12 protein-coding genes are annotated in these 12,528 nt (G+C 70.0%); 7 read left to right on the forward strand and 5 right to left on the reverse strand.

Annotated features, from left to right (window positions below; translation table 11 throughout):
- Positions 1 to 32 precede the first annotated feature (32 nt).
- The 4 genes from CQ047_RS13820 to CQ047_RS13835 are packed head-to-tail and all read right to left on the reverse strand — an operon-like array spanning position 33 to position 4,894.
- Entirely contained in the window at positions 33 to 215 is a 183-nt protein-coding gene (locus CQ047_RS13820; protein WP_105676228.1) for a hypothetical protein, read from the reverse strand.
- 22 nt (positions 216 to 237) lie between these two features.
- Positions 238 to 1,068 (reverse strand): xanthine dehydrogenase accessory protein XdhC, encoded by an 831-nt coding sequence (xdhC, locus tag CQ047_RS13825; RefSeq protein ID WP_105676230.1) that lies wholly within the window; start codon positions 1,066 to 1,068, stop codon positions 238 to 240.
- 8 nt (positions 1,069 to 1,076) lie between these two features.
- Positions 1,077 to 3,428 carry a xanthine dehydrogenase molybdopterin binding subunit gene (xdhB, locus tag CQ047_RS13830; protein ID WP_105676231.1) on the reverse strand — a complete coding sequence of 784 codons (2,352 nt, stop codon included), beginning with the start codon at positions 3,426 to 3,428 and terminating at the stop codon, positions 1,077 to 1,079.
- Positions 3,425 to 4,894, reverse strand: a complete 1,470-nt coding sequence (locus tag CQ047_RS13835) for a xanthine dehydrogenase small subunit (RefSeq protein ID WP_105676233.1) — start codon at positions 4,892 to 4,894, stop codon at positions 3,425 to 3,427. Before CQ047_RS13835 ends, xdhB begins: the two co-directional genes overlap by 4 nt.
- A 158-nt stretch (positions 4,895 to 5,052) precedes the next feature.
- Here CQ047_RS13835 and coaBC point away from each other — a divergent pair, with 158 nt between their 5' ends.
- The 7 genes from coaBC to CQ047_RS13870 all read left to right on the forward strand — a co-directional run bounded on the left by coaBC (position 5,053) and on the right by CQ047_RS13870 (position 11,448).
- On the forward strand, positions 5,053 to 6,282 hold the full coding sequence (coaBC, locus tag CQ047_RS13840; protein WP_105676235.1) for a bifunctional phosphopantothenoylcysteine decarboxylase/phosphopantothenate--cysteine ligase CoaBC: 1,230 nt from the start codon (positions 5,053 to 5,055) through the stop codon (positions 6,280 to 6,282).
- Between the two features lie 45 nt (positions 6,283 to 6,327).
- Complete coding sequence (locus CQ047_RS13845) at positions 6,328 to 7,194, forward strand: CoA ester lyase (protein ID WP_105676237.1); 867 nt, start codon at positions 6,328 to 6,330, stop codon at positions 7,192 to 7,194.
- A gap of 89 nt (positions 7,195 to 7,283) precedes the next feature.
- Complete coding sequence (gene bcp / locus CQ047_RS13850) at positions 7,284 to 7,751, forward strand: thioredoxin-dependent thiol peroxidase (protein WP_105676239.1); 468 nt, start codon at positions 7,284 to 7,286, stop codon at positions 7,749 to 7,751.
- A 231-nt stretch (positions 7,752 to 7,982) separates the two neighbouring features.
- On the forward strand, positions 7,983 to 8,486 hold the full coding sequence (uraD, locus tag CQ047_RS13855; RefSeq protein ID WP_105676241.1) for a 2-oxo-4-hydroxy-4-carboxy-5-ureidoimidazoline decarboxylase: 504 nt from the start codon (positions 7,983 to 7,985) through the stop codon (positions 8,484 to 8,486).
- Complete coding sequence (gene uraH, locus CQ047_RS13860) at positions 8,483 to 8,824, forward strand: hydroxyisourate hydrolase (RefSeq protein WP_105676242.1); 342 nt, start codon at positions 8,483 to 8,485, stop codon at positions 8,822 to 8,824. Before uraD ends, uraH begins: the two co-directional genes overlap by 4 nt.
- A gap of 7 nt (positions 8,825 to 8,831) precedes the next feature.
- Positions 8,832 to 9,725 (forward strand): factor-independent urate hydroxylase, encoded by an 894-nt coding sequence (pucL, locus tag CQ047_RS13865; RefSeq protein ID WP_105676244.1) that lies wholly within the window; start codon positions 8,832 to 8,834, stop codon positions 9,723 to 9,725.
- A gap of 208 nt (positions 9,726 to 9,933) precedes the next feature.
- Positions 9,934 to 11,448 (forward strand): nucleobase:cation symporter-2 family protein, encoded by a 1,515-nt coding sequence (locus CQ047_RS13870; RefSeq protein ID WP_105676246.1) that lies wholly within the window; start codon positions 9,934 to 9,936, stop codon positions 11,446 to 11,448.
- A 282-nt stretch (positions 11,449 to 11,730) separates the two neighbouring features.
- On the opposite strand, the gene CQ047_RS13875 is transcribed toward CQ047_RS13870, so the two are convergent.
- The gene (locus tag CQ047_RS13875) at positions 11,731 to 12,480 is read right to left on the reverse strand and encodes an SDR family oxidoreductase (RefSeq protein ID WP_105676247.1); all 750 of its coding nucleotides are present in this window, start codon (positions 12,478 to 12,480) and stop codon (positions 11,731 to 11,733) included.
- Between the last annotated feature and the right edge of the window lie 48 nt (positions 12,481 to 12,528).

The following is a 12,528-nucleotide window of genomic DNA, read 5'->3' on the forward strand; positions in this document are numbered from 1 at the left end:
CCGGGGAGACTCCGTCGCGCCGACCCGTCGGACTACGCGCGGGCGTCGTGCACCCAGGTGCGCCCGAGTGCGAGGAGGACGTGATCCGCGGTGAGCAGCGGCATCCCGTCGGCGAACGACCGCGCGAGAAGGAAGCGGTCGAAGGGGTCGTGGCGGGCCAGCTCCGGCTCCTCGCGCAGTGCGTTCGCATGGCGGGACGCGAGAGGAAGCTCCACGAGACCAGGGCCAGGGCCGCAGCTATCCGCTCTGCCGCGCCTGCTCGTCGATCAGCTGCAGCATCCGTGCGGCGACGCTGACCGCGATCGCCGCCGGCTGCTTGCCCGCCACCTCGGGGATGCCGATGGGCGTGGTGACGCGCTCCAGATCGGCATCCGTCTGCCCGAGCTCGCCGAGCCTCTTGCGGAATCGCGCCCACTTCGACGCCGAGCCGATCAGGCCGATCGAGCCGAGGTCCGGGGTGCGCAGCGCCATGTCGACCACGGCCAGGTCCTCGACGTGGTCGTGCGTCATGACGAGCACGTGAGCCCCCGCCGGCAGCGCGGCCAGCGCCGACTCCGGCACGGGGGCGTGCGTGATGTGCACCCGGGCCACGGCATCGGCGAGCACCCCGCTGCGGCCGGGGTCGCCCAGCCTTGCGACGTCGAGCATCGCCGGTCGCGAGTCGATCAGGTGCAGGTCGAGCTCGTGCCTGGCGAGGATGCGGGCGAGCTCGATCCCCACATGTCCGATGCCGAAGACGGCGACGGTCGGGACGACCCTGATCGGCTCCAGCATCATGGTGACCTCTCCTCCGCAGCACTGCACGCCGTACTCGGTCACGGCCTTGTCGCTCAGGGTCAGCGTGAGCAGCTCGGGCTCGGCGGAGCCCGCGGCCAGCATCTCCCTGGCGCGATCGATCGCCGTCTCCTCGAGGTTGCCTCCGCCGACCGTGCCGAAGACGGCATCCGGGGAGACCACCATCTTCGCCCCGCCGTTGCGCGGGGCGTGACCTCGCACGACCGCCAGGGTCACGACGACCGCGGGGCTGCGTCGTGCACGCAGCTCCTGCAGGGCGTCGAGCCAGTCCATCCGGATCCTCAGACGGACGCGAGCGCGGACTGCGCCGCCTGCTGCGCCGTGCGTACCGCCCAGAACACCGCTTCCGGTGTCGCGGGTGACGCGAGCTCGACCGAGTGGCCCGCCGGTCCGAACGCGGCCACGGCGTCGCGGAGCGCCTCGCGGGCGCTGAACGCGAGCATGAACGGCGGCTCGCCCACGGCCTTCGACCCGTACACGGCGCCCTCCTCGCGGGCGTTCTCGAACAGGCGCACGTGGAACCGCTCCGGCATCTCCGAGAAGCTGGGCAGCTTGTACGTCGATGCCGACTGCGTCTGCAGGCGTCCGCGGTGCGGGCCGTCGCTGGTGTCCCAGCGCAGCTCCTCCAGGGTCAGCCAGCCGACGCCCTGCACGTACGCGCCCTCGATCTGCCCGATGTCGAGCATGGGGGAGAGCGAGTCGCCCACGTCGTGCACGATGTCGACCCGGCGCACCCGGTACGCGCCGGTGAACGCGTCGACCTCGACCTCTGTCGCCGCCGCCCCGTAGGCGAAGTACTTGAACGGGGAGCCCTGCATGATCTCCGGATTCCAGTGCAGGCCCTCGGTGCGGTAGTACCCTGCGGCGAACAGCTGCACGCGCTGCAGATAGGCGGCCTTGGCGACCTCGGCGAACGACACCTTCTTCACCGGGGCGCCCAGCGCCGTCACGTACCCGCCGCCGAAGCGCACGTCGCGCTCGTCGACGCCGAGCAGGCGTCCGGCGACCGCAGCCATCCGGTCGCGGATCTGCTCGCACGCGTTCTTCACGGCACCGCCGTTGAGGTCGGCGCCGGACGATGCCGCCGTCGCCGAGGTGTTCGGCACCTTGTCGGTGCGCGTGGGGGCGAGCCGCACCGAGTGCAGCTCGACGCCGAGGGCGGTGGCGGCGACCTGCAGCATCTTGGTGTGCAGGCCCTGGCCCATCTCGGTGCCGCCGTGGTTGATCAGGATCGAGCCGTCCTTGTACACGTGCACGAGGGCGCCCGCCTGGTTGAAGGCGGCGAAGTTGAACGAGATGCCGAACTTGATCGGCGTCATCGACAGCGCGCGCTTGGCGTGCGGGCTCGTCGCGTTGAACCGCGCGATCTCGGCTCGGCGCGCGTCCACCTCGGCCTCGGAGGAGAGCTGGTCCCAGATCGTCGACATGCGCTCGGCGTCCTTGACGACCTGCCCGTACGGGGTGGTCTGCCCCTGCCGGTAGAAGTTGCGCCGGCGCAGGTCGAGCGGATCGATGCCGAGCTGCGGCGCGACGCGACCGAGGATGTCCTCGATGAGGAACACGCCCTGAGGTCCGCCGAAGCCGCGGTAGGCGGTGTTCGAGGTCTTGTTGGTCTTCGCGATCTGCCCGTAGGCGTGCACGTTCGGGATCCAGTAGGCGTTGTCGATGTGGCACAGTGCCCGACCGAGCACCGGCTCGGAGAGATCGATCGACCATCCGCCGTCACAGGTGAGCACGGCGTCCAGCGCCTGCAGCATCCCCTCCTCGTCGAAGCCGACCTTCCAGGCGATGTGGAACGGATGCCGTTTGCCGGTCATCGTGATGTCCTGCGTGCGGTTCAGTCGCAGCCGGACGGGGCGCCCGGTGAGCTTCGCGCCGAGGGCCGCGATGGCCGCGAAGCCGTGCGGCTGCATCTCCTTGCCGCCGAAGCCGCCGCCCATGCGCAGGCACTGCACGGTGACCTCGTTGGAGTGGATGCCGAGAACGTGCGAGACGAGCTCCTGGGTCTCGGACGGATGCTGGGTGGAGCACTGGATGAAGTACTGCCCCTCCGAGTCGCGGATCGCGAAGGAGGCGTGCGTCTCGAGGTAGAAGTGCTCCTGGCCGCCGAACTCGGTGACCCCCTCGAACACGTGCGCGGCGTCCGCGAGGCCGGCGGCGGCGTCTCCGCGCTGCACGGTGCGCGGCGTGCCCTGGAACGACTGCGCGTCGAGGGCGTCCTGCACCGTGATGACGGAGGGCAGCGGCTCGTACTCGACCGTCACCCGCTCGGCGCCGAGGCGGGCGGCCTCCTGCGTCTCGCCGAGCACCCACACGAGCGCGTGGCCGTAGAACATGGCCTCGCTGGGGAACAGCGGCTCGTCGTTGCGGATGCCGGCGTCGTTGAGGCCCGGCACGTCGTCGGCGGTGAGCACGCGCACGACGCCTGGCACCTCGTAGGCGCCGGAGACGTCGATCGTGACCTTCGCGTGCGCGTTCGTGGACTGCACCGGCCACGCGGTGAGCACCCCGGCGGTGTGCTCGGCGACGTCGTCGGTGTACATGGCGGCGCCGGTGACGTGCAGTGCGGCGCTCTCGTGGGCGGCGCGCAGGCCGACGACGGGGTTCTCGGGGCGGTCGGCGAGCGTGCTCATGCCGGCACCTCCTTCGATTCGATGACGGTTCGGCTGTACAGCTTCAGCAGCGCGGTGTTGAGCATCAGCGAGCGGTACTCCGAGCTGGCGCGGTGGTCGGACATCGGCGTGCCCTCGGCGCCCAGGACCTCGGAGGCCGCGCGCACGGTCTCCACGTTCCACGGTCGCCCGATCAGCGCGGCCTCCGTGGCCGTGGCGCGCAGCGGCGTCGCGGCGACGCCGCCGAGGCCGATCCTCGCGGCGGTCACGATGCCGGCGTCGATGTCGAGGGCGAAGGCGACGGCGACGCTGGAGATGTCGTCGAAGCGGCGCTTGGCGATCTTGTGGAAGGCGGTGACCCCCGCCAGCGGGAGGGGGATGCGCACGGATTTGATGAGCTCTCCGGGCTGGCGGACGGTCTGCCGGTACCCGGTGAAGTACTCCGACAGCTCGACCTCGCGCTCCACGACATCTCCGTCGGGCCCCGCGCTCGCGAGCACGAGCCGGGCACCCAGGGCGAGCAGCGCAGGGGGAGTGTCGCCGATGGGGGAGCCGGTGCCGAGGTTGCCGCCGAAGGTGCCGCGGTTGCGGATCAGGCGGGAGGCGAACTGGGGGAACAGCTCGGCGAGCAGCGGCACGGCGCCGTCGAGGCCCTTCTCGACCTCCGAGAGGGAGAGGGCGGCGCCGATCTCGACCAGCTCCTCGGTCACGGTGAGGCCGCGCAGCTCGGGGAGGTGCTCGATCGCGACGACGAAGGGGGCGCGGCGGCCGCGGATGTTCACCTCGACGCCCCAGTCGGTCGACCCGGCGACGAGGAGCGCGTCGGGCTCGTCGCGCAGCATCCGCACGGTGTCGCCGAGGGATGCCGGTCGCACGAAGCGCGATCCGCCGACCTCGACGTCGGTGGCGACGGCGGCGGGCGCGGGCTGTGCGAGGCGCTGCTGGAGGGGGTCGTCGCTCTCGGGTGCGCCGAGGGCGTACGCGGCGTCGCGGATGGGGCGGTAGCCGGTGCAGCGGCACAGGTTGCCGCTGAGCGCGTGCAGGTCGAAGCCGTTGGGGCCGTGCTCGGCGTCGTGGACGGGGCACTCCTCTTCCGGCGCGGCGCGATCCGCACGGTAGTACTCGCCGGCCATGCTGCACGCGAAACCGGGGGTGCAGTAGCCGCACTGCGAGCCGCCGGCCTCGGCGAGCTTCTCCTGCACGGGGTGCAGGCGCTCGGGGTCTCCGAGGCCCTCGGCCGTCACGATCTCCTGCCCGTCGAGGGCGTAGACGGGGACGAGGCAGGCGTTCACCGGCGTCCACGCGGTGCCGCCGTCAGGCGCTGGCGTCGCGAGGAGCATGGCGCAGGCGCCGCACTCGCCCTCGGCGCAGCCCTCCTTGCTGCCGGAGAGGCCGCCTCCGCGCAGCCAGTCCAGGGCCGTCGTGTGCGTCGCGGTCTCGGAGAGGGCGCGACGCACCCCGTTCACGGTCACGGCGGGATCGCTCATGGGCGTCTCCTCTTCGTCGAGGGCGGGTCAACATTCCGAGATACGGAACTCTGTTTCTGAGTTCTGAAAGTAGCATTCGGGGTTCTGAAAGCCTATGACCACGGTCGGAGGTGGTCAAGGCGACCCGCGCGCGCGGCTGCTGAGGCAGAATCGAGAGCGTGAACATCGTCGTCGGGGTCACTGGCGGAATCGCCGCGTACAAGTCCGTGCAGCTCGTCAGGCTGCTGATCAAGGCCGGACACGAGGTGACGGTCGTCCCCACGGAGGACGCGCTGCGCTTCGTCGGACTGCCCACCTGGGAGGCGATCAGCCGCAACCCGGTGACCACCAGCGTGCACGACGACGTCGCCAGGGTGCGGCACGTCGCGCTCGGGCAGGGCGCCGATCTCATCGTCGTGGCGCCCGCGACGGCGAACACGATCGCGAAGATGACCGCGGGCATCGCCGACAACCTCCTCGGCACGACGCTGCTCGCCACCGAGGCGCCGGTGCTCATCGCCCCCGCGATGCACGCGGAGATGTGGCGGCATCCCTCGACCCAGGCGAACATCGAGACCCTGCAGCATCGGGGCGTGCACATCCTCGGCCCGGCCGTGGGCGAGCTCGCCGGCGGCGACAGCGGGCCGGGGCGGATGGTCGAGCCCGAGGACATCGCGGATGCCGCGCTCGCGCTGCTCGCCCCGAAGGACCTCGCCGGTCTGCGGATCGCGATCTCGGCCGGCGGCACTCGGGAGCCCATCGACCCCGTGCGCTACCTGGGCAACCGCTCCAGCGGACGGCAGGGCGTCGCGCTCGCCGCAGAGGCCGCGGCCCGCGGCGCGGAGGTGACGCTCATCGCGGCGAACATCGCCGGCGACGTGCTGGCCGGGGCGCGGCATCCGTCGATCCGCATCCGACAGGCGGGCACCGCGTCCGAGCTGGCTCTGGCGATGGCGGATGCCGCGGAGACCGCCGACGCGGTGGTGATGGCGGCGGCCGTCGCCGACTATCGGCCCGTCGAGGTGGCGCATCGCAAGCTGACCAAGGAGTCGGGCGGGATCCCGGTGATCGAGCTCGTGGAGAACGAGGACATCGTGGCCGGGCTGGTGCGCGCGCGTCGGGAGGGGCAGGTGATCGTCGGGTTCGCGGCGGAGACGCCGGAGACCGCCGGCGACGAGGAGGAGCTGCTCGCCCGGGCTCGGCGCAAACGGCAGCGCAAGGGCGTCGATCTGCTGGTCGTGAACGAGGTGGGCTGGGAGCGCGGCTTCGAGGCGGGCGAGAACGAGGTGATGGTGCTCGGGAGTGACGGCCTCGTGACGGCGACGGCATCCGGGTCCAAGCGCGCGGTCGCCGCTGTCGTCCTCGACGCGCTGCGACCCCTCTGGACGGCCGGGCGCACCTCGGTTTAGACTTTTCGGAATGTAGAAAGTGATTTTCACAGAACGGAAAGAATCATGAACGCTCCTCTGGCTCCGCTGGCGCCGGTGACCGCGCGCGAGGTCGCGCCTGAGCTCGCCCGCTCCTGGCTGCTCGTCGCGGCCACCCGTCCGGAGACCTTCGACGAAGCCGCCGCGTCGCACGCCGACGCCGTCGTGCTCGACGTCGAGGATGCCGTCGACGCGAGTCACAAGGACTCCGCGCGTCAGGATGTCGTGGACTGGCTGAGTTCCGGCGGCAGCGCGTGGGTGCGCATCAACGACGCCACGAGCGAGCACTGGGCCGCCGACATCGAGGCGCTGCGCGCCGCCCCCGGCCTGCGCGGCGTGATGCTGGCCAAGACCGAGTTCGGCGGGCAGGTCATGGACACCTACAACCGCCTCGGCGCGAAGGTGCCGGTGGTCGCGCTCGTGGAGTCCGCGATCGGCATCGAGAACGCGACCGAGATCGCCCGCGCCAAGGGCGCGTTCCGTCTCGCCTTCGGCAGTGGAGACTTCCGCCGCGACACCGGGATGTCCGCCGACCGGGAGGCCATGGCGTACCCCCGCGCCCGCCTCGTGATCTCCAGTCGTGCGGCCGGCCTCCCCGGTCCGATCGACGGCCCGACCGTCGGCTCCAGTCATCCGCTCCTGCGGGAGCAGTCGGCGATCACGGTCTCGATGGGGATGACGGGCAAGCTGTGCCTGTCGCCCGATCAGACGCCCGTCGTCAACGAGGTCATCAGCCCGACCCGCACCGACGTCGAGTGGGCGTTCGAGTTCCTCGAGGACTTCGAGGCCAGGGGCAGGATCGTCCGCGACGGCAGCGATCTGCCTCGCCTGGGCAGGGCCCGCAAGATCATGCAGCTCGCCGAGGCGTTCGAGGTCCACATCGTGGTGCGCTGAGGCGCGCCTCCTCTCATCGCGGCGCTCCTCGCTCGACGACCGGATGTGCACCGCATCCTCAACCCAGACCGGACACACAAGGAGAGATCATGACCGACACGCTCGCCCCGGGGGACACCGCCCCCGCGTTCACCCTCGCCGACGCCGATGGCAAGAACACGTCGCTCGCCGACTACGCCGGCCGCAACGTCGTCGTCTACTTCTACCCGAAGGCCGCGACGCCGGGATGCACGACCGAGGCGTGCGACTTCCGCGACAGCCTGTCGTCGCTGAACGCCGCGGGCTACGCCGTGATCGGCGTCTCGCCCGACAGCGTCGACGAGATCCGCGCCTTCGCGGATGCCGAAGCGCTCACCTTCCCGCTGCTGGCCGACTCCGACGCCTCCGTGGCGAAGGCGTGGGGCGTCTGGGGGCAGAAGACCGTGGGCGACCGCACGTTCGACGGCGTCATCCGCTCGACCTTCGTGCTCGACGGCGACGGCGTCGTGCAGCGCGCCGAGTACGGCGTGGATGCCGACGGCCACGTCGCCCGCCTGCGCGCCGAGCTCGGGGTCTGACCGTCTGATCGAAGCGGCGGGGCGCGATGCGTCCCGCCGCTTCGTCGTGTCGCACCGCGCCGAAATCTGGGAAAGTAGGCGGAGAGGGTTGACACCGTCGACCATCCTGCTCATACTGTTTACACATGCTGAAATAACAGTTCCGGCATACGGAAAGAGCAAGACTCCTCGACAGGGGAGATTCCGTATAGTCTTACGCGCCGGATGCCAGTATGTGCTTGAGGATCAAAGATGTTGCTCGAGGAGTTCAACTCCAGCACCCGCGATGACGCTCTGAGCATCGCGAAGCCTGCACTGGACATTCCCCGCTGGTACGACGCGATCGTCGACGGCCGCCCCTACGCCTCGGTCGAGGCGCTCACGGATGCCGCGATGGCGGTCGCCGCGCCCCTCTCCGAGGGAGAGCTCGACGCCGCACTTGCGCACCACCCCCGCATCGGGGAGCGCGCTCAGGGCGACAGCGCCGAAGCGGCGCACGCCCGCAGCGAGCAGGCGGGCGTCGACGCCGGCGCTGCCGACGCCCTCGCCGCAGGCAACAGGGCCTACGAGGCGAAATTCGACCGGGTGTACCTGGTCCGCGCGGCCGGTCGCACGGCCGACGACATCCTCGCCCTGCTGCAGGAGCGCCTGGGCAACACCCCCGCGCAGGAGCTGGTCGTCATCGACCAGCAGCTGCGCGAGATCGCCGCGCTCCGGCTCGCCGGCGCCATCGAGACAGAAGGAGCGCGCGCATGAGCGTCTCTCACGTGACCACCCACATCCTGGACACATCGATCGGGCGCCCCGCGCCCGGCGTCGCCGTCGTACTCGAGGCCCGAGTCGGCGACGGATGGTCGGGGATCGGTACGGGCCTCACCGATGCCGACGGGCGGGTGAAAGCGCTCGGCCCGGAGCGGCTGGAGAGCGGTGCCTACCGCCTCCGGTTCGACACCGCGGCCTACTTCGCCGGCATCGACACGGACACCTTCTTCCCGGAGGTGGTGTTGACCTTCCTGGTCGACTCTGAGCAGGCGCACTACCACGTGCCGCTTCTGCTGAGCCCGTTCGCCTATTCCACTTACCGAGGAAGCTGAGTAGAAAATGACCGAGATCATTCTGGGCAAGAACCAGTACGGCAAGGCCGAGAACCGCGTCGTCCGCATCACGCGCGACACCGCTCGCCACGAGATCGAAGACCTGAACGTCACCTCGCAGCTGCGCGGCGACTTCGAGGCGGTGCACTTCGAGGGCGACAACGCACACTGCGTCGCCACCGACACGCAGAAGAACACGGTGTACGCGTTCGCCAAGGACGGCATCGGCAGTCCCGAGGAGTTCCTGCTCCGTCTGGGCCGCCACTTCACGGGCGAGTTCGACTGGGTCACCGGCGGCCGCTGGGCTGCCGAGCAGTACACCTGGGCCCGCATCGAGGGAGATGACGGCCCCCACGACCATGCCTTCGTGCGCGCGGGCACCGAGACCCGCACCGCCGTCGTGCAGATCGACGGCGACGACACGGTCGTCATCGCCGGTCTGCAGGACCTCACGGTGCTCAAGTCCACCCAGAGCGGCTTCGTCGGCTACCCGCGCGACAGGTACACGACGCTGCCCGAGACCGAGGACCGCATCCTCGCCACCTCGGTCACGGCCAAGTGGCGCTACAACCGCAACGATCTCGACTTCAACGAGACCTTCGCGGACGTCCGCCGGCTGCTCCTCGCAGGCTTCTCGCGCAACTACTCGTACGCGCTGCAGCACACGCTGAAGGAGATGGCGGAGGCCGTTCTCGAGGCGCACCCCGAGATCGACGAGATCCGCTTCTCCACCCCGAACAAGCACCACTTCGTCGTCGACCTGTCGCCGTTCGGCCTGGAGAACCCCAACGAGGTCTTCTTCGCCGCCGACCGTCCCTACGGCCTCATCGAGGCGGCGTTCCTGCGCGACGGAGCGGACACCGACCACTGGTCCTGGAGCGGCATCGCCGGCTTCTGCTGATCGTCAGGGCGGGGAGCCGCTCCGCTCCTCGCCCTGAACACTGCGCCGGATGATCGTCCGGCGCCGAGGGCGGGTCCGTTTCCCGACGCACCGGGCCCGCCCCCGACCCTCGCCATGCCCGCTCCCCCGAGCGAGCATCATTCGTCATGCCCATCACGCCCATCATGCCCACCCCGAAGAGCGGGTCCCGGACAAGGAGGTCCACCAGATGTTCGCTGCACGCAGCACCAGCAAGGCCAAGACCAAGACCAAGACCACGACCGAGTCGGACCGGCCGGAGGACGAGCGCCTCGGTCTCGGCACCGCCTTCACGTTCGGGCTCCAGCACGTCCTCACCATGTACGGCGGCATCATCGCGCCGCCGCTCATCATCGGCGCAGCTGCAGGCCTGACCCCCACCGAGGTCGGTGTGCTCGTCGCGGCCTGCCTCTTCATGGGCGGTCTCGCGACGCTCCTGCAGACCCTCGGCATCCCCTTCTTCGGCTCGCAGCTCCCGCTCGTGCAGGGCGTCTCGTTCGCGGGGGTCGCGACGATGCTCGCGATCGTGAACCAGGGAGGCGGGCTGCCGGCCGTGTTCGGCGCCGTCATCGTCGCCTCGCTGATCGGGCTCGTGATCGCGCCGTTCTTCGCGCAGATCGTGCGGTTCTTCCCGCCGGTCGTCACCGGAACCGTGATCACGATGATCGGCCTCTCGCTGGTCCCCGTGGCGGCGCGCTGGATCACCGGCGCCAATCCCGAGGCCGGCAACTACGCCGATCCGGTGTTCGTCGGCATCGCCGGGTTCACGCTGCTCGTCATCATGCTGCTGAGCAAGCTCGGCAACTCGACGATCTCGCGCCTGTCGATCCTCCTCGCGATGGTGATCGGCACCGTGTTCGCGGCCCTCATCGGCAAGGCCGACTTCTCGAAGGTGTTCGAGGGGCCGATCTTCGCCTTCCCGACCCCGTTCGCGTTCGGCGTCCCGACGTTCGATCTCGCCGCGATCGTCTCCATGACCATCGTCGTCCTGGTGATCCTCACCGAGACCACCGCCGACATCATCGCGGTGGCCGAGATCACCGGCTCGAAGGTCGATCGCAAGCGCATCGCCGCCGGTCTCCGCGCCGATATGGCGTCCAGCGCCATCTCGCCGATCTTCAACTCCTTCACCCAGAGCGCCTTCGCGCAGAACGTCGGCCTGGTCGCGGTCACGAAGATCAAGAGCCGCTATGCGGTGGCCGCCGGCGGCGTCATCCTCATCATCCTCGGCCTGCTGCCGGTGCTCGGACGCATCGTGGCCGCCGTGCCCACCGCCGTCCTCGGCGGCGCCGGCCTGGTGCTCTTCGGCACCGTGACGGCATCCGGCATCCGGACGCTCTCGAAGGTCAAGTACGACGGCAACATGAACCTCATCATCGTGGCGGCGTCGCTGTCGTTCGGTGTGCTGCCCGAGGTCAACCACGACATCTACTCGAACTTCCCGACGTGGTTCCAGGTCATCTTCGGATCGGGCATCAGCTCGGCGGCGATCATGGCGATCCTGCTGAACCTCGTGTTCAACCACTTCTCGAAGGGCACTCCCGACAACCCGTCGGTCTTCGCCGCGAGCCCCGTCAGGGCCGTGAAGACCGACGTCATCCGGGTGCTCCGCGAGGGCGACCGCTACGAGGGCGGCACGCTCATCGACGCGAAGGGCACGCCGATCACGGTCGTCGACGAGGAGCCCGGGGGCTCCGGTCACTGATGCGGCTTCCCTGCGGGGTCCGCTCGGCCCGACGGGGCGAACGGACCCCGCAGAACCTTGACAAGAGCGCCTCTGATCGACACACTAGTTACACATACTGAAAGTATTATTCCATAATACGGAATGTATGTACTCGGGGGTGCACCGGATCCGATGCCGGCGCATCGGGGGTGAGCTCGTTCGATGACGCACCGGGCTCACCCCGAACCCCGCAGCCACCCGATGCCGACACCGGCGAGAGGACGAGGAGGTCCCGAGATGAACAGGACCCCCGCGCTCCTCTCAGCCGCGGCCCCCGTAGGGCATGCCGGATGCCGCGACCGTGAGGCTCGCGACGTTCGCCTCCGCCGGCAGCTGCGCCATGAAGAGCACGGCCCGCGCGGCATCCGCGACGTCGAAGGTCGGCTCCACCCGACGCGAGCCGTCGGCCTGCAGGGCGCCGTCGCCCACGCCGATCTCCGACATGATCGACGTCCGGGCGTTGCCGATGTCGATCTGCCCCGCCGAGATCCCGTGCGGGCGCCCGTCCAGGTCGATCGACCGGGTGAGCCCCGTGATCGCGTGCTTGCTCACCGTGTACGCGACCGACAGGGGCCGCGGCACCTGAGCGGAGATGGAGCCGTTGTTGATGATGCGGCCGCCCGAGGGCTGCTGCGCGATCATCGCCCGCATGGCCGCACCGGCGCACAGCAGCGAGCCCGTCAGGTTGACGTCGAGGGTGCGCCGCCAGTCGGCCGGGGAGATCTCCGCCGCGGATGCCGTCGGCCCGAACGCCCCGGCGTTGTTGAACAGCACGTCGACGCGTCCCCACTCCGCGACCACGCGGTCGAAGAGAGCCTCGACCTCGGACTCCACGGTGACGTCCGTCGGCACGACGAGAGCATCCGCATGCCCGTCCGCGGTCTCCCGCAGCGCCTCCTCCCGTCTCCCGGCCAGCGCCACGCAGAAGCCGTCCTCGAGCATCGCGCGTGCGACCGCCCGTCCGATCCCCGACCCCGCGCCTGTGACCACGGCGATCCGTCCCTTGCTCATCGCTGACTCCTCTCCTGAACTCGACGCATGACCCATCTAACAAGAAAG

This window comes from Microbacterium sp. MYb72, assembly GCF_002979415.1.
Taxonomy (GTDB): Bacteria; Actinomycetota; Actinomycetes; order Actinomycetales; family Microbacteriaceae; genus Microbacterium; species Microbacterium natoriense.